Origin of the sequence: Taishania pollutisoli (genome assembly GCF_014518315.1) — a bacterium.
GTDB lineage: Bacteria > Bacteroidota > Bacteroidia > Flavobacteriales_D > Crocinitomicaceae > Taishania > Taishania pollutisoli.
Genome location: NZ_JACVEL010000019.1, coordinates 1 through 22,393, shown reverse-complemented (window position 1 = coordinate 22,393; position 22,393 = coordinate 1). Strand labels below are relative to the sequence as shown.

General features: G+C 37.8%; 18 protein-coding genes and 1 pseudogene. 17 read left to right on the top strand and 2 right to left on the bottom strand.

Annotation, left to right across the window (positions count from 1 at the left end; genetic code table 11):
- Positions 1-494, bottom strand: a 494-nt coding sequence (locus H9Y05_RS15640; protein WP_216714816.1) for a tyrosine-type recombinase/integrase, incomplete at its 3' end; no start/stop codon positions are given.
- Positions 495-897: 403 nt separating this feature from the next.
- On the opposite strand from H9Y05_RS15640, the gene H9Y05_RS15635 reads away from it, so the two are divergent.
- The 7 genes from H9Y05_RS15635 to H9Y05_RS15605 all read left to right on the top strand — a co-directional run bounded on the left by H9Y05_RS15635 (position 898) and on the right by H9Y05_RS15605 (position 8,958).
- Entirely contained in the window at positions 898-2,151 is a 1,254-nt protein-coding gene (locus H9Y05_RS15635; protein WP_216714815.1) for a hypothetical protein, read from the top strand.
- 189 nt (positions 2,152-2,340) lie between these two features.
- Entirely contained in the window at positions 2,341-3,021 is a 681-nt protein-coding gene (locus H9Y05_RS15630) for a hypothetical protein (protein ID WP_216714814.1), read from the top strand.
- 181 nt (positions 3,022-3,202) lie between these two features.
- Positions 3,203-4,255 carry a ligand-binding sensor domain-containing protein gene (locus H9Y05_RS15625; RefSeq protein ID WP_216714813.1) on the top strand — a complete coding sequence of 351 codons (1,053 nt, stop codon included), beginning with the start codon at positions 3,203-3,205 and terminating at the stop codon, positions 4,253-4,255.
- 117 nt (positions 4,256-4,372) lie between these two features.
- Positions 4,373-5,128: a helix-turn-helix domain-containing protein gene (locus H9Y05_RS15620; RefSeq protein ID WP_216714812.1), complete on the top strand. Its 756-nt coding sequence runs from the start codon at positions 4,373-4,375 to the stop codon at positions 5,126-5,128.
- Between the two features lie 30 nt (positions 5,129-5,158).
- On the top strand, positions 5,159-6,316 hold the full coding sequence (locus tag H9Y05_RS15615) for an FAD-dependent oxidoreductase (protein ID WP_216714811.1): 1,158 nt from the start codon (positions 5,159-5,161) through the stop codon (positions 6,314-6,316).
- Between the two features lie 374 nt (positions 6,317-6,690).
- A complete protein-coding gene (locus tag H9Y05_RS15610) occupies positions 6,691-8,031 on the top strand; it encodes a sigma-54-dependent transcriptional regulator (protein WP_216714810.1) in 1,341 nt (446 codons plus the stop codon).
- A gap of 27 nt (positions 8,032-8,058) precedes the next feature.
- Positions 8,059-8,958 (top strand): CorA family divalent cation transporter, encoded by a 900-nt coding sequence (locus H9Y05_RS15605; protein ID WP_216714809.1) that lies wholly within the window; start codon positions 8,059-8,061, stop codon positions 8,956-8,958.
- Between the two features lie 63 nt (positions 8,959-9,021).
- On the opposite strand, the gene H9Y05_RS16430 is transcribed toward H9Y05_RS15605, so the two are convergent.
- On the bottom strand, positions 9,022-9,333 hold the full coding sequence (locus H9Y05_RS16430; protein ID WP_235992237.1) for a hypothetical protein: 312 nt from the start codon (positions 9,331-9,333) through the stop codon (positions 9,022-9,024).
- Positions 9,334-9,844: 511 nt separating this feature from the next.
- On the opposite strand from H9Y05_RS16430, the gene H9Y05_RS15595 reads away from it, so the two are divergent.
- The 10 genes and pseudogenes from H9Y05_RS15595 to H9Y05_RS15550 form a co-directional block, all read left to right on the top strand.
- A complete protein-coding gene (locus H9Y05_RS15595; protein ID WP_163491060.1) occupies positions 9,845-10,129 on the top strand; it encodes a DUF7674 family protein in 285 nt (94 codons plus the stop codon).
- 277 nt (positions 10,130-10,406) lie between these two features.
- The gene (locus tag H9Y05_RS15590; RefSeq protein WP_216714807.1) at positions 10,407-10,766 is read left to right on the top strand and encodes a DUF7674 family protein; all 360 of its coding nucleotides are present in this window, start codon (positions 10,407-10,409) and stop codon (positions 10,764-10,766) included.
- A 3-nt stretch (positions 10,767-10,769) separates the two neighbouring features.
- On the top strand, positions 10,770-10,847 hold the full coding sequence (gene kdpF, locus H9Y05_RS16620; RefSeq protein ID WP_163491373.1) for a K(+)-transporting ATPase subunit F: 78 nt from the start codon (positions 10,770-10,772) through the stop codon (positions 10,845-10,847).
- A gap of 251 nt (positions 10,848-11,098) precedes the next feature.
- Complete coding sequence (gene kdpA / locus H9Y05_RS15580; protein ID WP_216714806.1) at positions 11,099-12,787, top strand: potassium-transporting ATPase subunit KdpA; 1,689 nt, start codon at positions 11,099-11,101, stop codon at positions 12,785-12,787.
- Positions 12,788-12,809: 22 nt separating this feature from the next.
- Positions 12,810-14,819: a potassium-transporting ATPase subunit KdpB gene (kdpB, locus tag H9Y05_RS15575; RefSeq protein ID WP_216714805.1), complete on the top strand. Its 2,010-nt coding sequence runs from the start codon at positions 12,810-12,812 to the stop codon at positions 14,817-14,819.
- Positions 14,820-14,835: 16 nt separating this feature from the next.
- Positions 14,836-15,420, top strand: a complete 585-nt coding sequence (locus tag H9Y05_RS15570; RefSeq protein WP_216714804.1) for a K(+)-transporting ATPase subunit C — start codon at positions 14,836-14,838, stop codon at positions 15,418-15,420.
- Positions 15,417-16,598, top strand: a complete 1,182-nt coding sequence (locus tag H9Y05_RS15565) for a porin (protein WP_235992236.1) — start codon at positions 15,417-15,419, stop codon at positions 16,596-16,598. The genes H9Y05_RS15570 and H9Y05_RS15565 overlap by 4 nt, the downstream gene beginning before the upstream one ends.
- Positions 16,599-17,723 (top strand): sensor protein KdpD, encoded by a 1,125-nt coding sequence (locus tag H9Y05_RS15560; protein ID WP_216714803.1) that lies wholly within the window; start codon positions 16,599-16,601, stop codon positions 17,721-17,723.
- Positions 17,723-19,444 carry a HAMP domain-containing sensor histidine kinase gene (locus H9Y05_RS15555; protein WP_216714802.1) on the top strand — a complete coding sequence of 574 codons (1,722 nt, stop codon included), beginning with the start codon at positions 17,723-17,725 and terminating at the stop codon, positions 19,442-19,444. The genes H9Y05_RS15560 and H9Y05_RS15555 overlap by 1 nt, the downstream gene beginning before the upstream one ends.
- An 892-nt stretch (positions 19,445-20,336) precedes the next feature.
- Positions 20,337-22,393, top strand: a pseudogene (locus tag H9Y05_RS15550) (SprB repeat-containing protein); the annotation flags it as partial.

The window sequence follows — 22,393 nt, the reverse complement described above, 5'->3', positions numbered from 1 at the left end:
TTGCTTTTTTCATTACTCTTAAAGATATTACTAAATTGTTTTATAAATTCAGTCCAACTCTTTAAGGGGCTAAGACATAAAGTATCCAATGAACTTTGAACGTTAGAAAGCGTCTTATTGGAAACTTTCGCATAAATTTCAGTCGTCTTGATATTATTGTGTCCCAGTAATTTTTGAATAAAAACCATATCTGTTCCTGCTTCAAGTAAATGTGTGCCGTAGGAATGGCGCAAACCGTGAATTCCTGAGCTTTTGTTAATCCCGGCCTTTTTCATTGCATTACGAAAAACAGATTGGGCACTTCTAACAGTGTATTGTTGGGAAAACTGTCCTTCAAACAAATAAATCGATGGTTGGTAGGCTTTTAAATAATCCAGGTAAAGTGGTTTGAGACTCTTTGGGAAGTGAACGTATCTATCTTTTTTTCCTTTCGATGAATGCCTTTTGGGTAAGCTCATTTCAAAATTTAAGAAATTCAGTTTTATTGTGTTCATATAATTTAGACAACCAGACGTCGCCAATCTCAGGGAGAGGAAGCTTTAGTCGTGATCGGTAAAGTGTTGAATCTTTTACTTACCAGGCGTTATGCGTTCGTGACCATTTTGCTGACGGGAACGTTTTTCTAAATTCTTTCAGTAATTGCAGATCATAGGGAAATGAACGCAAAATTATCGTTTGATTTCGGTGAAGCGTTTCCTGAAAAGTTAATTTTCTAAAGATATTTGTCATAAAAGGCGAAGGTTTTGTTAAATAAATACAACTAAAAATACGTAACTTTTTTTACATATAACGCATTGTTTTAATGCCACTTAAAACGAAATTTAAAAATTTAATGAAAATGATTATATTCGTCAATAAATAAGTTAGCACCAATTTTAGAACGACACAGAAAACATAATGAGCAGACACGATATTACAGATTGGATTATACATTTTGTTCACAAGCGAAATTCCGAAAATGACCCCTTAGAGTTTTCGAGAGACTGGGAAGAAACAATGGATTATATTGAGTTTCCTGACAACTTTAAATTTGATGGTGAGCCTATGTTTCAAACAGACATTCACGCAGAAGAAGCCTATGGATTAGAATCTGACGCTGGGGCAATGGGTGTATTAAAGAAAATTTTACACGATGGTATTATAAAAAGTGGTTGGTCATACAGAAATGGAAATCCCACAATATATGGTCCTAAATCAGCAGTATGTTTTACTGAAATGCCTCTGTATGCACTAATTGAATATTCCAAAGACAGAAACAACGATAATTATATTGAACCATATGGTATTGCATTCTTAAAGAATGAGTTATTTGAAGCAGGAGCAAGACCGGTAATTTATGGACTTAGCGGAATACATAGAGAAGCTATTAAAGGAGACAAACATTTCGGAATCGGACTGAGAACCTTGTCCTCAGATTGCGGAATTGGGCTAAAAGAAATGTATAGATACGTATATACAAGTATTAAGACTCATAAACGCATAGACTGGACACACGAACGAGAATGGCGGTGGGCTGACTTAGAAGAAAAATTTGAATTTGCAGGTTTGCCATTTTATGCGGACAACGATGAGTTTAAGTTTTCAAAGATTATTGTATTGGTAAAAACAAATGAAGACGTTCAAGATATAATTGAACATATACAACACTTGTATCATTCTAAATCTACAAATTATGGAACTGAATATAATTTGACAACCATTGCAAACACTTACATATTATCAATTGAAGAGCTATCTAAATTCGACAAAGACCCAGATACAATTAAACTAGATGATTTACCATTAAATGCAATACCAAAACTTTCTAAAATTAAAGTAAAACAAGAAACAATTGAAAAAGTAAAAAATGCGATTAAAGTTGCATCTGAAATTTCATATGCAGAATGTGAGAGAGTATTTAACGAAAAAGGAGATGTTGGTGGTTGTGGTTGGGCTTACGTTGTAACATATGTAACTAACAGTGAAATAACACAAGCCTTAATTGATTTGGAATTAGCTAGTTCATATGGGACAGGATATTACTATATCGACCTCGGAAAATCGTTTCCTGCACAATCCCTTGAAGTTGATGAACCAGGAAAAATTAAGGCGGCTGAATATTTGACGAAAGAACTTGGACAATATTTTACGACACATTGGAAATGGGACTAAGAAAAACTGGTGCTAACAGGCGTTTGGCTCAATGGCGGGTGACGTGGTTAATTGAACATTCTACCACGCATCAACTTTTGTGGTGTATTGACAGTTTTATGCTCCGAAATCCGCCACTGCGCCAAGCGCCAAAACGTTAGCACTCATTTTAAAAAGACGACATTGCAAAGAATAATCTATATATTGACAATGACAATCGGAACATTTTTAAACAGTTTCGGACAAACAGCAACAATTAAAATTGAAAGGCATTTTTTTGACAATAGTTTTGAAAAGTTTGACAGCATTTACTTTGACATAAATGGAACAAAGTTTTGGGGAAAAGACACCTTAACACAGACTATTAGACTAAATGACAATTTTGACAAATGCACCGCTATAATCGGAAAAGACACATTGAATTTTTTAGCTAAATTTCAAAACCGACAAGAATATGTATTAAGACCTGGATGTTGTTGCGCTGCATTTACAATGCAAGCGAGACAGAATGCAAATCGTGGGACGATTACATTCAAAAACAAATCTGACAAAGACTTAGGACTTGTAGTTTGTGAGCATAATTCTGATACAGTAAAAATCGACTCAGTAAAGACACTTTTTGCAAGTGAATCCGCAATGTGTTTATATAAGCCCTGTTCAATTCAAATTGTTGAAACAACTTATTTTTCAGATGACTATAATTATGAAAATGACGAAAGAAATTATGACGAGTTGTGGGGGGAACAAAAGAAATTTGAATTAGGTCAAGTTTGGTTTCACTTTCTGCATGGAGAAAAAATTGAAGTCAACTTTGACGCAAAATCCGAAAAAATAGAACTAAATATAATCGGACACTTAACTAATGCCGAAATTGAAGAACTGTGGAAGTAAAAAACCAAGTGCTAACAGCCGTTTTGTAAAAGCGGGGGCGTGCTTCTATGTAAGTGAAGTACTAGATTGAAGCTTTGTGTACCTAATGAAGTTTAGTGCTGCAAATCCCCGCCTTCGCAAAGCCGCGAACCGTTATCGGTAACTCTACCAAACGACACCGCAGACATAAAACGAACAGACATTGAAAACAAGAATCCTTTTATTTTTTAGCATACTGACCTTTTTGACTTCGTGCAATGGACAGACAACTCAATCTGTAACCTCAGATAAATCAAGTCCGTTAATTTCAAGCGGAGACACAGTCAAAGTACTTGGTAAAAACATAATGCTAGTTTATCAGGATACGAAGAACAATTACTGGTTTGGCAGTTGGGAAACGGGAGTGTACAAATACGACGGTAAAACTTTGATAAATTACACAACAAAACACGGTTTGTATAGTGATAGAGTTGATGATATAAAAGAAGATAAATCGGGTAACATATATTTCGCAGGTATGAACCCAAACTCTACAATAACAAAGTTTGACGGAAAATCATTTACCAATATTAGAGCAATCCCAAGTAATGAATGGAAACTTGAAGCGAATGATTTGTGGATAAAAAATTCTTATCAAGCCAAACAAAAAGTTTACCGCTTTGATGGAAATACCTTGTATGAATTGACGATTCCAAAGCCACCAAATCTAAACAATCCATTTGAAGTTTATAGTATTTATAGAGACCTAAAAGGAAACATTTGGTTTGGCACAAACCCAGTTGGAGTATGTCGTTACGATGGGAAATCATTCGAATGGATTACAGAAGAAGATGTGACCGAATTTCGAGATGGAGGGGCAAATGGAGTGCGATCCATTACGGAAGACAAAAATGGCGACTTTTGGTTCAATACCGAAAACCGTTATAGTATTTACGACAGCACAACTTTAAAAAGCAATCAATTTTATACAAGACACGAAAGCATAGGCAGTTTAGATGGGAAAAATACAATTGATCTAAATGAGTATCTTTCAACGGTAAGAGACAACGAGAATAATTTGTGGTTTGTAACGTATCGTGATGGAGTTTGGAAATATGATGGAACAAAAATCACGCACTATCCAATTCAAGATAATTTAAAAAACATTACTTTATTCAGCATTTACACAGACAACAATGGCGACCTTTGGCTTGGAACACATGAAAATGGCGCCTATAAATTTAACGGAAAGACATTTGAAAAGTTTAAACTATAATGACGAAAGAAGAACAGCCGATAACAGCAGTTTGGTAAAACCCCAAAACGTATTATTTTCGTAATAAACAAGTCCGTAGCAATTTTATCAACACTTAGCAAATGGACAAACCATGCAATGAACAGTGACTTTGAATACAAACAGATCAACCCCGACAAAACGCTTGACGCCTTTGTAGATAGTTTTTGGTCTTTACAAAACTTGTCAGAAAGCGACAAAGAAATTATTGTCTTACCAGACGGGCGAATTGACTTGATTTTTACGCTATCAGAAAAAGAACATTTTCCCCCGATCCTTTTAGGGCTTGGAACACACCCCGACAATACCATATTAACAGCCGGAACAAAAATAGTTGCAATCAGTTTTAAACTACTTGCAACCGAGTATATTCTTCAAAATACAATTTCAAATTTGTTGAACAATGCACAAAGTTTATCAGATCACTTTTGGGATTTTAGTGCGGATGATCTAAAAAACGTTGATAATTTTTGTATAAAAGCAACACAAAAGATTCAGTCGCTTCTGCCAAAGGAAATTGACCGTAGAAAACAAAAATTGTTTGATTTCATTTATTCCTCAAACGGAGAAATTACTGTCAAAGAACTTTCAGAAAAGGTATTTTGGAGTAGCCGGCAAATCAACCGTTATTTTAATCAACAATTCGGACTTTCATTAAAAACTTATTGCAGCATTCTTCGCTTTCGTTCTTCATTTGAACACATAAAACAAGGCAAATTATTTCCACAACAAAACTTTACTGACCAATCTCATTTTATTAAAGAAATTAAACGATTAGCAGGTGTGTTGCCCAAGGAATTAAGAAAAAATGAGAACGACCGATTTATACAATTTTCAACCCTTGACCCAAAGTAATTTTGTATCATAATTTAAAAATGATACAGCATGTTACTAAACAACAAAAAAATAGCAATCGTTGGCGGTGGTCCGGGGGGATTAACATTAGCAAAACTTCTACAACTAAAAGGCATTGATGTTAAAGTCTACGAATGTGATATAAATAAAGATGTTCGCCAACAAGGTGCTACACTGGACTTACACGAAACATCGGGTCTGGAAGCACTTCGCAGGGCAAATTTAATGAACGAGTTTGAGGTCAATTATCGCCCAAATGCAGGAAGATTAAGAGTTTTAGACAAAAATGCCTTTATCAAAATTGACGACCATGCCATAGAAAACGATTATCAAGAAAACCGTCCGGAAATTGACCGGGCGCCTTTGCGTGATATTCTGATCAACTCACTAAACTCTGAAACGATTGTTTGGGACTGTCATTTTCTTTCAATGGAAAGACAAGACGAAGGTTGGACCTTAAATTTCAGAAACGGAACTTCCGCGTATGCCGACATTGTAATCGCATCAGACGGTGCAAACTCCAAAATCCGTTCATACCTTACAGATATTCAACCAATTTATTCAGGTGTTACCATTGTTGAAGGCAACATTTACAACGCAGAAAAAAATGCACCGAAACTTTGGGAACTCGCAAAAGGTGGTAAAATTTTCGCCCTCGGAAATGAACAAACGATCATTTTAAGTGTAAAAGGAGAAGGTAGTCTTTCTTTTTACACAGGCTGTAAGGTTGCCGAAAATTGGATGCAGGAAAGTAATATAGATTTCAATGACAAGCAACAAGTTCTTAATTGGTTTAAGGTAGCATTTGCTTCGTGGGATGACCAGTGGCAAGAACTTTTTGCCAGTGATGAAATCTGGTTCGTGCCACGTCCGCAATATCATTTTCCGTTAGATCAAACCTGGACAACTTTGCCAAATTTAACAATGCTTGGGGATGCAGCACATCGCATGCCTCCTTATGCAGGAGAAGGCGTAAATCAGGCAATGCAAGATGCTTTTGAATTAGCCGAAAATTTGACAAGCAATGCGTTTCAAGACATTCAAACAGCCATTTCATATTACGAAAAACAAATGTTGGAAAGAACCGCAGAAGTAACAAAAGACACATTGGACAATACTGAACTGATGCACTCTGTAAATGGAGTTGAAAAACTACTGCAATTGTTTGAAAAAGTACGTAAAGCATAAAAAGACTGTCACGAACAAGATATTCTCAAACTGTTATGATTCATAAACGAAAGTAATCTGGAGTTTCAACCCCTTACAAGGGAATCATTTTGTTTGTCGAATCTGTTCCAAATCTTCCATCAAAAAGTTCGAAATTTCTCCTTTTTTGGTTCATCAAAAAGAAAACGAGTATGTAAGGCAAGTTTGAATACTCGTTTTCTTCTGTACTCTTCTCCCGCTCTCCCCCACTCTACGCTACTTTCTTTTCAGTTTTGAGAAAAAGTAAATTTCTTTCGTGGTTTAAAATGAATCTTAAAATTACATGCCCGTTACTGCATGAGATGGGATAATTACCTTCTTTTTTATATTAGATTTGTAGTCAAATGCCCGACATCATGATGAATGTATTGATCATAGACGATGAAGATAAGCTTCGTGTACTTCTTTCCAGGATAATCAGCCTGGAAGGTTTTGAAGTTTTTCAGGCCTCTGATATCAAAACCGGTCTTAAAAGATTAGAAATGTCAGAAATTGATGTTGTTTTGTGCGATGTAAAGCTTCCGGATGGTAGTGGAGTTGAAGCCACTAAACGGATTAAAGAAAAGCATCCCTCCGTTGAGATTATTCTACTAACAGCATACGGTAACATCCCCGATGGGGTGCAAGCGATAAAAAACGGAGCCTTTGATTATATAACAAAAGGAGATGACAATAACAAAATTATTCCACTTCTCCACAAAGCCAGCGAAAAAGCAACGCTTTCAAAGCGTATTCAGAAACTGGAGCGACAATTAGAGGAAAAGCACTCCTTTGATAAAATAATAGGGAAGTCAAAAACGCTTAAAAATGTGATTGAACTGGCTCAGAAAGTGTCTAAAACGGATACGACCATCTTATTAACAGGAGAAACCGGAACAGGCAAAGAAGTTTTTGCCCAGGCAATTCATCAGGCGAGCAATCGGAACAGTTACAATTTTGTTGCAATTAACTGTTCTGCTTTTAGTAAAGACTTGCTTGAAAATGAACTTTTCGGACATAAATCAGGAGCATTTACGGGGGCAAATAAAGACCAAAAAGGGTTATTTGAAGAAGCAGATAAAGGAACGATCTTCCTGGACGAAATCGGGGAAATGGCCATAGAATTGCAGGCAAAAGTTTTACGGGTGCTTGAAGTAGGAGAATTTTTAAAAATTGGAGATCCCAAACCCACTAAGGTCAATGTCAGAATTATTGCCGCCACGAACAGAAATTTAGAAGAAGAAATCGAACAAGGGCATTTCAGGAGTGACCTCTATTACAGATTATCTGTGTTTAGTATTCATCTACCATCTCTAAAGGAACGCAAAGAGGATATCCCTTTGCTGGCAAGCCATTTTGCAGACCATTTTGCGGTAAAAATGAACAGAAAACCTTTGATCCTGACAGAACGGTTTATTACAGCCTTGAAACACAATCATTGGAAAGGAAATATCCGGGAACTGAAAAATGTCATCGAACGAAGTGTTATTCTTACGGATACAGACGTTCTGGATATTGAAACTTTGCCAGTAGATATTCAAACAGGAAACGAAGGTACGAATAAAGCTCTTTCAGCATTTTCAATGGCAAGCGTAGAAAAACTGCACATCCAAAAAGTATTAAACTATACCGGCGGAAACAAAGCCGAAGCTGCTCGTTTAATGGAAATTGGCATTGCAACGCTGTATCGCAAAATTGAAGAATACAACCTTTTTTAATCCCAATGAACAAAAAAAACTCCGATTATGGCAATACAAACACTATTCAAAAATGAAATCTGTGAATGGATTGATGTAGAGACTCCAGATACAGCAGATATTCAACATTTAATTGAAAAGTACGCGATTAACAAGCTATTGTTGGACGATACGATGGAACCGAATCACCTTCCAAAATTTGAAGAACAGGGAAATGTTAAGTTCTTCCTCACCAGAGAATATACAGAAACTGATCGGCACAATCTCAATACAATTAGTGATATCAGTACCAAACTGAGTGTTTTCATCTTGAAAGATGTGATCATTACCATTCACCGGATAAAAAACAACAGCATCTATGAATATAAACGGGAATTAAGCAAAACAAAAGAACAAATCACCCCCGACAGAATCGCTTTGAACCTTGCTTTAAAAGTGATCAAATCTTATGATGATGAAAACAAAAAGTTATTGGATAAGATGGATCGTCTGGAGAATGAGATTTTTCTTAAAAACACACGCTCTTCCCATATGATCAGACGTTTATACAAAGTAAAAAGAAAAGCGGCACTTAGTTCCAGATTGCTCAATATTTCAGGAGAATGGGTCCGAAACTTTACGACATTAAACCTCGCAGAAAGTGAAATCACAGATCTTGTCGATTCATACAAAGATGTAATTGCAGATTTTGAACACCTGAATTCACAAGCAGCCAACCTGATTGCAATGTTTTTAGCTTTCTCAGATCAAAAAGCCAATCAGGTTATGAAGCTGCTGGCAATCTATTCAGTTTACTTCCTCCCGATTACATTCCTGGCAGGTGTTTATGGAATGAATTTTGGCTACATGCCCGAACTTACCCAAAAGTATGGTTACTTTATCATTTTAGGTGTGATGACACTTATCGTGATTAGTACATTTATCTATTTTAAACGGAAGAAATGGTAAGAGAACTGATCGATAATTTACGTACGATAAATCAATCGCGGTTTTGCTCCTTTTATTACAAACTTATTGATTGCGTTTACTTGACTTTTTATATCCAATATACACCAATAGGACACACATGATCAAACCTATTGTTGCAGGCAAAAGAACTGATTTCCCCGACTCACCGCCATTCCCAATACTCCAGATCATTTTTCCTGTTGCCATTAGTACAATGACTCCACATCCCAATAATAGACTTCTTTTCCAAAATGCAATACCTAACAATGTAAATGAAAGGGGTATGGTTAATACGAATAGTCCTTTATACAAGCTCCATTCCCCGGTTAACCACTCCTTTTCAAATGTTAAAAATTCCAATACTTCATTACTCACGACTTCTGGTTTAGGAAACCAAAACATACTTGTAAACAAACAGAAGATTGTTATGGCCATTCCCGGCCCGTTTTTCTGGTATGCGAAAAAACAAAAAGGAATCAGAAAAAGTGGTCGAATGTACCAACTCAGCTGATTTTGATGCCGTTCAAAGACCCAATTGAAAAAACTGGAATTCGTCATAAAAAAGACAATGAATAGGATACCCAGAAATGCAAACAAGTAGATTATCAATCTATTTTTTAATGAATTACCTTCTTTTTTCATCTGATTTTAAAATAATAGGATATAGCAATAGTACGATTTTTGATCGGAACAATACATTTCAGCTACCAGTTGAATACCCATTCCTCTCATTCTGAGAACAACCCTATCAAAATGATAAGGTCCAGTCCTTTACATTTCCTGCAACTCATTTTCAAATCATTTATTTTCAAATAATTAAATGTACATTGTTTGATTTTGGAATATGTTTTGGCATAGAGAAAACAAATAAAAAATTTAGTACGACATGAAACAGAATGATGAAATCCGAAAAATTGAAGCATTAGAATCTGAAGCACTTCAGGCAATTTTTCAAGGACAAAAAAACAAAGTAATTCACCTCTATGAAAAAGTAGAGCAATTATTCAGTAAAGGTAGTAACAGCACCCGTAACATTATTTCAAACAGGTTTATTCTTCCCCTATCTCAGTTATTGGAGATGAATTACAGCTGGGGAAGAGAATACATTAATCTGTTTCCCAATCAACTCAAAGCAGAGTATTGCAAGCAGATTTATTCATCCGGGATGTAATTCAGTCAACGAGTTCTCTCCAATCCGATTCAAGTAAAAATGGAAGCAAAAAACGTTCAATGCAAACAGCCGAAGGAATCAGACACATTTCCTAAATGGCTGAAATCTCAACACTTATTACTGATCGCTTTTTTTGTAATAATGGTTTTTGGTGGCATACTAAAATTAACAACAAATTAATAATCAACATGGTAACAATCATTTTAATAATTGCAGGAGTAGCTTGTTTCGGTTTATTCCGAAAGGCTATTGATTTTTTCGAACATATATAACATTTATGAAGACAACAATTATAACAACCGTTCAGGAATGGATTCCTGAATCCGAACAGTGGTTTGAAGAGCTCTTCCGTGAGCAAGATGCAGTATCAGATTACAGTGTGTTGAAAAAGTTGGCGGAAGTATGTATCGAATATTTTAAATCGACAAATGTAGCTGATACAGACACTGCCAACGAAATAATAAAAGTGGTTTCGATGCTTTACCAAAGCAGCAATCAATATACACGAAACGCCATCGAAAACGAGTTTTTAAGGGAATTATCAATGGATGAAAGTCCCGCAAGCCTAAAAAAGCATCTGACTTTTTTACCCATTGAATTGAGGAAAGAATACATCAAAACAATCTTGGAAAATTAAACGATGACAGCATTATTTATCATAGCAATAGGCGTATTTATATACATCTGTTATGTATTACTCAAACCGGAAAAATTCTAATCCCAAAACGAATGATGAAAGGTAATATCGACGAAAAAGCAAGGATACATCTTTCTTTTCCATACGGGATCCTTTGTCTCCTCTTTTACCTTTCAATTGTAGTGATTATCTCCTTGAATTATTGGGTGTAAAACGACAAACAATTGGATGAGATGAGAGAAATTGTGAGAGTTAGTTTAATCATCCTGGTTATAACGGGATTCATCAAACTTATAGAATGGGTATTAACAACATTAATTTAAATACACAACATGAATACAGAAATTTTAGGAATAATTGTAATGTTTACTTTATCCGTATTGCTGGCAATACCATTGGGTAAATACATTGCAAAAGTATATGCCGGTGAGAAAACCTTACTCGATCCTGTTTTCAATCCGGTTGAACGGATTTTTTATAGAATCAGCAGTATTAATATACAAAGTGATATGAACTGGAAACAACACATGATCGCTTTGCTTACAATTAATATGGTTTGGTTTTTAATTGGAATGCTTATTCTAATGACCCAGGGAAGCCTGCCTTTAAATCCGGATAATAATCCAGGTATGTCACCTGATTTAGCTTTCAACACAGTTATTTCATTTGTGGTAAACTGTAATCTGCAACACTATTCGGGAGAAACAGGACTAAGCTATTTAGGACAATTTTGGCTGATGTTTCTACAATTCGTAAGCGCAGGTACCGGAATGGCTGCAGCTGTAGTTTTATTCCGGGCATTCAGAGATAAATCCACATCGGCGCTTGGAAACTTTTATGATTATTTTGTAAGGTCATGCACCCGAATCTTGTTACCAGTATCATTTATCATCGCTATTATACTGGTTTTTGAAGGTACCCCCATGACCTTTGAAGGAAAGGATACAATGACCACTCTTCAGGGAAATACGGTAGAAGTATCAACCGGTCCGGTAGCAGCATTTGTTCCGATCAAACATGTAGGGACGAATGGAGGTGGTTTTTTTGGAGTAAATTCAGCTCATCCGTTTGAGAATCCCTCCTATTTTTCAAATATGGTGGAAATGGTGGGACAACTTATTATTCCGATGGCCATGATTTTTGCTTTTGGTCATTTTATAAGAAGAAAAAAGCTTTCCCGGATGATCTTCAGCGTAATGACAGTCGGGTTTCTCATGCTTGCAATTCCGAACATCAACATGGAAACAAATGGAAATCAAGCCATTTCTGCTATGGGAATAGATAATTCTCTGGGAGCGATGGAAGGAAAAGAAATCCGTTTGGGTGCTCCTGCTTCGGGTTTTTGGAGCATTGTCACGACAGTGATTTCTACCGGTTCCGTCAATGCCATGCATGATAGTTCAATGGCCCTTTCAGGGATGAACGAATTACTGGCGATGATGATCAATTCTTTTTATGGCGGAGTTGGTGTAGGACTATTGAATTTCTTCATATTTATCATTCTTGCAGTTTTCATTAGTGGGTTGATGGTGGGAAGGACGCCAGAATTTTTGGGTAAAAAGGTAGAAGCACGGGAGATAAAAATAGCCATGATCATCGCCTTATTGCATCCGTTGTTGATACTTGTTGGTACTGCGTTAGCAGCTGCGTTACCACAATATACAGCAGCTTCTCTGAATAATCCAGGATTCCATGGACTGAGTGAAATGCTGTACGAATATACTTCCGCATCAGCAAACAATGGAAGTGGGTTTGAAGGACTTGGTGACAATACTGTTTGGTGGAACATCAGTACTGGTTTTGTACTCATTCTTTCCAGGTTTTTACCAATTATCGGTCCGGTAGCAATCGCAGGATTATTGGCGGAGAAAAAGTTTATTCCGGAAGGAGACGGAACCCTGAAAACAGATACAGCGACATTTGGTCTGATGACGTTTGCTGTAATCATTATCGTAGCGGGATTGTCATTCTTCCCCGCATTAACACTTGGCCCGATTGCAGAGTTTTTTTCAATGAAATAGACATTAAATAATTTAAAATAAAATGAGTACTCATAATTCTTTGTTTCAAAAAAAGATGGTGCAAGAAGCGCTAAGAGAATCTTTTGTGAAACTCAATCCTAAAGTTATGTTCCGAAACCCGGTTATGTTTACCGTAGAAATAGGAACCGCGATCATGTTAATTGTCAGTTTCTGGACATTGTTTGGTGGACAAAATCAAGGGAGTTTTGCTTATAACTTTACTGTTTTTGTACTCCTGTTGCTTACACTTTTGTTTGCAAATTTTGCAGAAGCAATTGCAGAAGCGAGAGGAAAAGCACAGGCAGACAGCTTGCGTAAAACCAGAGAGGAAACTCCTGCGAAACTCCAAAACGGAACAACAATTTCTTCTTCTAAATTGAAAAAAGGAGATGTATTTATTTGTGAACCAGGTGACGTGATTCCTTCCGATGGAGAAATCATTGAAGGTTTGGCAACAATTGATGAAAGTGCAATTACCGGGGAATCTGCTCCGGTTATCCGTGAATCCGGTGGAGATAAAAGTTCTGTTACCGGTGGGACAAAAGTTCTTTCTGATCGCATCGTCGTTCAGGTAACAACCAATCAGGGAGAAAGTTTTCTGGATAAAATGATTGCTTTAGTGGAAGGAGCAAGCCGGCAAAAAACACCGAATGAAATTGCATTAACAATTTTACTCGCAGGATTTACACTGGTGTTTATTATTGTGACCATTACCTTAAAACCACTTGCTGATTATACGAATATACCAATTACGATCGCCGCATTTATCGCTTTGTTCGTTTGTTTAATTCCAACGACTATCGGGGGATTGCTTTCTGCAATTGGCATTGCCGGAATGGATAGGGCCTTGAGAGCAAACGTAATTACTAAAAGTGGTAAAGCAGTTGAAACGGCCGGTGATATTGATGTTTTACTCTTAGATAAAACAGGTACGATTACAATCGGAAATAGAAAAGCAACAAAATTCCACCCTGCAGATGGTATTGATGAGACACAATTGATTCGTGCTGCTGTATTGAGTTCCATGTCTGATGAAACTCCGGAAGGAAAATCAATTATCGAATTAAGTGAGGTCAATCCGCTTAGTTATGATCTTAAAAACCCTCAGTTTATCAAATTTACAGCTGAAACACGCAGTTCCGGAATTAATTTTGAAGGAACACGTATTCGAAAAGGAGCAACAGATGCTATTAAAAACATGGTCATGAATGCAGGCAATGCATTTCCGAAGGAAGTCGAAACAGTCGTAAAAGTCATTTCTGAAAACGGTGGTACACCTTTGGTTGTTGCTGAAAATGAAAAAGTGCTGGGTGTCATCGAACTTCAGGACATTATCAAGACAGGTATCAGGGAACGTTTTGAACGCCTGCGTAAAATGGGAATTAAAACAGTAATGGTAACCGGCGACAATCCTTTGACAGCCAAATACATTGCCGAAAAAGCCGGTGTAGATGATTTTATTGCAGAAGCAAAACCTGAAGATAAAATGAATTACATCAAAAGAGAACAAGCAGAAGGTCGCCTGGTTGCCATGATGGGAGACGGTACAAATGATGCACCCGCTCTGGCTCAGGCAGATGTAGGAGTCGCTATGAACAGCGGGACACAAGCTGCAAAAGAAGCCGGAAACATGGTTGATTTAGACAATGATCCGACAAAATTGATTGAAGTGGTGGAAATCGGGAAGCAGTTGCTGATGACACGTGGTACTTTAACCACATTCAGTATCGCAAATGATGTGGCAAAGTATTTCGCGATTATTCCGGCATTGTTTATTACAGCCATTCCGGCACTGCAAGGATTAAACATCATGGATTTACATTCTCCCGAAAGCGCGATTCTTTCAGCAGTAATTTTCAATGCAATTATAATTCCGTTACTGATTCCATTGGCATTAAAAGGGGTTTCCTACAAACCAATCGGAGCGAGTGCATTGCTTCGCAGAAACCTGTTTATATTTGGTTTGGGAGGAATAGTGGCTCCTTTTGCAGGAATTAAACTGATTGATCTGATTGTTTCGATTTTCTTTTAACACTAAAAATAAAACAATGAAAAAACATATTTTTCCCGCAATAAAACTAACAGTCGTAATGCTGTTGTTTTTTGCAGTGATTTACCCCCTGATCGTATGGGGAATAGCACAGTTCGCTCCCAACTCCGGAAAGGGAGCCGTAATTGAACAGGATGGCAGAAAATATTATGCCAATATCGGACAATCGTTTACAGAAGATACGTATTTTTGGTCACGTCCGTCAGCCGTAAATTATAATGCGTCAGGCTCCGGAGGTAGTAACAAAGGTCCTTCTAATGAAGTATACCTGGCAGAAGTTCAAGCCCGCATTGATACTTTTTTAGCCCATAATCCGGCGATTGATAAATCTGAAATTCCCGTAGATTTGGTAACAGCAAGTGGCAGTGGTTTGGATCCGCATATCTCAGTTCAGGCAGCAAAGGTTCAGATTAAACGCATCGCAAAAATAAGAAAAATTGACGAATCTGATTTGCACAAACTAATTGCTGAAAATACAGATGCTCCTTTCTTAGGAGTCTTTGGAACAGAACGAATTAATGTACTTCAGTTAAACCTTGCATTAGACAAATTAAACGGTCATATAAACACTAAAAAACAATGAAAAACAGTATGAAATGTGTCGTCGCTCTCTTGATCACAGGTTCAGTAATCAATGGATCAACTGCTCAAACAACGAGCTTGACAACAGCAGAACGTCAGGAAATTATCAATCAGGTAAAACAAGCGGTTTTAGACAGTTTACACAATGACAACAACCCACAGAAAGAAACATTCAAACACCTGACCGTTTCGGGTTATCTGGAAACATATTATAGCTATGACTTTGCCAACCCTTCCAATCACGTGCGTCAACCGTTCGTTTATTCATTTAACCGACACAATGAGGTTAACCTGAACTTCGGGGTGATAAAAACTTCGTATGATAATAAAAAAATAAGAGCGAATTTAGGATTGATGGCAGGGACGTATAGCAACGATAACCTGGCGGCAGAACCTGGAGTCATCAAGAATGTGTTTGAAGCAAATGCCGGGTTCAAACTATCCAAAACTAAACAGCTCTGGTTGGATGCCGGCATCTTTTCTTCTCACATCGGATTTGAAAGCGCAATTGGGAAAGACTGCTGGAATTTAACCCGAAGCCTGATGGCGGATAACTCTCCGTACTATGAAACAGGGGTAAAAATTTCTTACACATCCGACAACGAAAAATGGTTTGTCAGTGGATTAATTCTGAACGGATGGCAGCGTGTTTACCGTCCGGACGGCAATAATACACCTGCGTTTGGTCACCAGTTAACCTGGAAACCCAATGAAAAACTAACCCTGAACAGCAGTTCGTTTATCGGAAGCGACGCACCGGATAGCATACGTGTAATGCGTTACTTCCACAACTTGTATGGGATGTTCCAGTTTAATGACTATATTGGTTTAACTCTTGGCTTTGACATTGGTATTCAACAAAACTCAAAAGGCAGCAATCAATACAATCCCTGGTATTCACCTGTTGCGATTTTAAGAATCTCACCATCAGAGAAAACGGCAATCGGAATCAGAGGAGAATATTACAGCGATGCAAAAGGTACCATCATCGCTACAGGTACTCCGAATGGATTTCAAACATGGGGTTATTCCATTAATTTTGATTATAACATCAATAAGTACTTCATATGGCGTATTGAAGGACGTGGATTCACAAGCAAAGATCAGATCTTTATGCTGAACAATGCTCCGAGCAATCACAACTTCTTTGTAACGACTTCATTGGCAGTTTCATTTTAAATGACACATAAAGATTCAGCAGCTCAGTATTTCCTTGACTTAATCAAAAAATCCAGAAGGGGAAAGTTTAAAGTCTACATCGGAATGAGTGCCGGTGTAGGAAAGACTTACCGTATGCTTCAGGAGGCACACAAGTTGCTCAAAAGTGGCATTGATGTGAAAATTGGTTTTATTGAAACACATAACCGATTCGAAACACATGAGTTGTTGGACGGTTTGCCTGTGATTCCTAAACGGAAACTGTTTTATAAAGGAAAAGAGCTGGAGGAAATGGATCTGCAAGCCATCCTCAATTTGCGTCCGGAGGTAGTCATTGTGGATGAATTGGCTCATACGAATATTGAAGGAAGCAAAAATGAAAAAAGATGGCAGGATGTGCTGGATATTCTTGCAGCTGGAATTAATGTCATTTCAGCTGTAAATATCCAACACATTGAAAGTTTAAACGAGGAAGTTAAAAGTATTACCGGGATAGAAGTAAAAGAACGCATTCCTGACAGTATATTGGCGCAGGCAGATGAAGTCGTTAATATTGATCTTACTGCCGATGAGTTGATTACACGACTCAAAGAAGGAAAAATTTATGATGTTACCAAGATTGACCTGGCACTTAAAAATTTTTTCCAAAGTGAACACATCCTTCAATTGAGGGAACTTGCACTCAAAGAAGTAGCTTCTCAGGTAGAACGAAAGGTCGAAACAGAAATTACCCGGCCAAATACCATCAAACACGAACGATTTTTGGCATGCATCAGCAGTAATGACAAAACAGCTAAAAATATCATCCGGAAAACAGCCAGGCTGGCAAATTATTACAACTCCAAATGGTATGTTCTGTATGTCCAGACTCCGAAAGAAAGCGCAGATAAAATAGCGCTGGATAAACAGCGGTTTTTGATTAATAACTTAAAATTGGCAACTGAATTAGGTGCCGAGATCATCAAAATAGAAAGCCCGGTGATCTCTAAAGCGATTATCAAGCAAGCCGAAGAGCGCAAAATTACTACTATCTGTATCGGGAAACCACGCCTGAACCTGTTTAAAGTTATTTTAGCAACCAATTTATTCAACGAATTACTAAAAAAATTATCTTCAAACAATATTGACCTTATAATTCTTTCATAATGAGAATCAAAACCAAATTAACACTGGGTGTAGGGCTGTTATTTCTCCTTATTATCATATTAAGTGTCGTAGGAATAAAATATGTCAATGAATTAAAGGCAGATACGGAAAATATTCTGATAGCGAACTACAATTCACTTGAATATTCAAGAAACATGCTTGAAGCACTGGATAAAAATGCGGAACAACTGATTAATAAATTTGAAGAAAACCTCCATCTCCAGGAACAAAACAATACGGAGATAGGAGAAAAAGAAGCTACCGGGGAGTTGCGAAAACAGTTTGAAATTTTAAAATCAAACCTGACAGACAGTTCTGTTTATCCTGAAATTCGAAGAGGAATTTTTCAGATCATGAATATGAACATGCAGGCGATTCAGCGAAAAAGTCAATTAGCGGTAGACACTGCCGATAAAGCCGTTTTGTGGATTCCTGTAACCGGTACACTTTGTTTCATCATTGCATTTACACTACTAATCAACCTTCCTTCCAACATCTCCAACCCGATAAAAGAACTGACAGAAAGTATCAAAGAGATTGCCAATCAAAATTATAAGAAAAGGGTCCATTTTGAAAGCCACAATGAATTTGGAGAATTAGCCAGATCATTCAATAGCATGGCTGAAAAACTGGAAGAATACTCGGAAAGTAAACTGGATAAAATTATAAAAGGTAAAAAGCGAATTGAGGCATTAATTGACAATATGCACGATCCTGTAATTGGTATTGATGAAAACAGAGTCGTATTATTTGTAAACGAGGAAGCACTAAAGATAACAGGGTTAAAGCACTCTGATTTTGTCGGAAAACAAATACAGGACATGGCAATTGTGAATGATTTAATTCGCGATATTGTAAAGCAAGTGGTCGAACCGCAACAGAAAACAATGAAGTCGGAACCGTTAAAGATCTATGCAGACGGTAAGGAAAGTTATTTTGAAAAAGAAGTAATTGACATCAACATCGTTCCGACCGGTGAACGTAATACGCAATTTATCGGGCAAGTCATCCTCCTGAGAAATATTACTCCTTTCAAAGAGTTAGATTTAGCCAAAACGAATTTCATGGGAACTGTTTCGCATGAATTTAAAACACCGATTGCTTCTATTCAAATGGGAATCCAGTTACTGGAAAATCAGCAAATAGGAACCTTGAATGAAGAACAACAATACCTGCTCAACGGGATAAGCGAAGATACAAACCGCTTGTTGAAAATAACCGGTGAATTGCTGAACATGACACAGGTTGAAAGTGGTTCAATTCAAATAAAGATGAGTGTTACGGAAGTGCACTCGATAATCGATTATGCAGTGAATACGAATCATTCAGCTGCTGAGCAAAAAAACATCAAACTTGCTGTTCAAATTGATCCGGAAATAACATCCGTTATGGCAGATGGTGAAAAAACATCCTGGGTACTGACAAATTTAGTGTCCAACGCCATTCATTATTCCTATGAAAACTCAACCGTTTTCATTGATGTCAGCAAGAAAGGTAACAAAATTATGTTTTCAGTAACCGATACCGGACAAGGCATTGAACCGCGCTATCAATCGAAAGTTTTTGATCGTTATTTTCGCGTTCCGGGGACTAAAAAGGAAGGAACAGGGTTAGGATTGAGTATCAGTAAAGAATTCATTGAAGCACAGGGAGGGGAACTATCCGTAATAAGTGAATATGGAGCAGGAAGTACATTTTCGTTTTCTTTTTCGGATAAATAAGATTCACAAAAAGAAAAAGAATATTCAACGGGTGTCAAATACTCTTTTTTGTACTCTTCTCTTACTCTCCCCCACTCTAAGTTCCTTTTCTATTCCGTATTGAGCGTGAGTTTTGAGCATGGAGTAAATTTCTCATATCGCATTCATTTTCGTGGATAAATTCTAAAACCGGTGAGCGTTTGATTATACCTGGATTTTTCAGTGAAATAAACGCCTATGACTCTTTTCCCTGGTAATTCAGGTTTAATAACACTTCGGAATTAATAAGTGACAAAAGAAATATTGATAACGCCATAAAGTGGTTGAAAAAAGGAATGCAACATCAAATAAACCCTGACTTGAAGATTATTATGATTCCTGAACAAGCTACTAAAACACCCTCTTCTGAATTTCGGCTGATAGAAGACCATGAATCTGACGACAAAAAATACTGGACTGAAGTAAAATTAAATGATATAGAGTTGAGGCCATCACCAGGAGACTTTCTCATTATGAAATAAAAACCGTATGCTAACAATGGTTAAAGAATATACTCGCAAACGATAAACATTCTTCACTATCTTTCAAATCCAATTCACCCCGAAAATAAGATTTCCGATCCCTGGAACAGAATTGCCATTTCAACACATATGTACCACGAAGAATAAATTATTGAAGACGGTGAATTTTTAAGTTTATTCGCAAAGTATTCGTAACCATATCATTATTTCTTTCCCTTGCCCCAAGTGGGGATTGGCCTGGTTTAAGGGCCTTATAAATTTTTCAAAATTTCTCCCGATTTGTTACAATACTATTATATCTTTAGCCGTGAATACAAGCAACCTTATAATTTTTTTTACGTTTAAATTATTAGAGTTACACCAAAAACTTCTCACCTAAAAAATTACTTCTTATGAGATATCTCTATCTTTTTATTGTTATCTTTTTTATAGGAAAATCTCTTTATTCTCAGGTTAATTGTACAAATAACACCCCATTTTTCACAATAGATTTAACGGGAAATCCTTCCGGCACATGGGTCAGTCCCGCAGTAGTAAGGAATGGTAGTTGCTGTGGTGGAGGTACGAATCAAGTAAATTGTATAGAACTTTCCATTACTCTGGATCCAGCGGCAGAAGGAATTATTTTTAATGTTGCTTCGGGGGCCAACCCCGGCGGCTCGCTGTATTATCAAATAAACTGTGTAAATATACCTGTTCCTTCCGGATCTGCTCCGATTTGTTTAGACGGTGTAGGTCCTCATCTAATCTCATATTGTAAAGTAGGAAATAATACCAATACATATTCTATCACTTCTGTTCCGGCTCCTCTGACATCTGGCGATATAATTACCGCTGACGGGTGTTCAGATACCTTATCTGTAACGGGACTTCAAACATCTACAATTACCTGGAATTCTATCTCTCCGGGAAGCTCTGGCCAGTACAATAATTACTTAAATAATCTATCCGGAAGTCAGCCGGGAACATCCGGAGTTACTTACACAGGTCACTCTTCGGTTGTGGTAACCCCACAGCCTAATTACCCCAACGAAATTCAGTATAAGGTCTGTGGAACCGTTGTGGGAGGGTGCGGTTCATCTACCTTCTGCGATACCACCACCGTTTCAATTTACCCAACTTTATTCGCCATTCCGGGACCAAATGTTGCGATCTGTAACGGAACAACAACCGGAACTCCCGTGACAGTTACCGCTCAAGGAGGTGTCGCCCCTTTCACCTATACATGGGTAGGCCCGGGAGGTTTTAATCAGATCAATGTCCATAACAACGCCACAGATCAGGTTACCGCAATGATCGCAGGAACATATCAAGTGACTGTTATGGATGCTACCGGATGTCCGGGAGCAACAACTTCAATTAATGTAGTAGAATATTTTACAGATATCATCGCAAATCCAGGAAACGATTTTTCCATTTGCGGAACCCCCGCCCCTACCCTTAATCTGTCTGGTAGTGTGAGTGCTACCAATTCAGGAATATGGTCAGGTGGAGAAGGTTCTTTTTCACCTGATGCGGCATCGTTGAGTCTCTCTTATACTCCAACGGCAGATGAAATAGCTGCCGGTTCGGTCACGTTAACACTGACTCCAACAAATACATTAGGATGCCCCTTCATACCAAATGATATTACAATTTCACTTACCCAATTTACTGATGCGATCACCATAAATCCTGTTGACATTTCTTGTTTTGGGCTAGCCAACGGATCAATTGACCTGACAATTGATAGCGGAACCCCGGGATATAGCTATGCGTGGAACAACGGAGCGACAACAGAAGATATAACCAGTCTTCCAGCAGGAACATACTCGGTAAACATTACCGATGCGAACGGATGTACAAACACACAAACCATTACCCTTACCGAACCACCTGTTTTGACAGCCTCAACAACTGCTGTTACCTATGCGGGAGGATGGAATGTAAGCTGTAACGGAGCAAGCGACGGAGCAATTGATTTAACTGTTAGCGGGGGAACCCCGGGATACAGCTATGTATGGAATAATGGAGCGACAACAGAAGATCTCAGCGGACTTACCGCCGGAACTTATTCTGTGACAATTACGGATGCAAACGGATGTACAAACACACAGACTATTACCCTTACCGAACCTCCTGTTTTGACAGCTTCAACAACTGCTGTTACCTACGCGGGAGGATGGAATGTAAGCTGTAACGGAGCAAGCGACGGAGCAATTGATCTGACTGTTGGCGGTGGAACCCCGGGATACAGCTATGTATGGAATAATGGAGCGACAACAGAAGATCTCAGCGGACTTACCGCCGGAACTTATTCTGTGACAATTACGGATGCGAACGGATGTACAAACACACAGACTATCACCCTTACCGAACCACCTGTTTTGACAGCCTCAACAACTGCTGTTACCTACGCGGGAGGATGGAATGTAAGCTGTAACGGAGCAAGCGACGGAGCAATTGATCT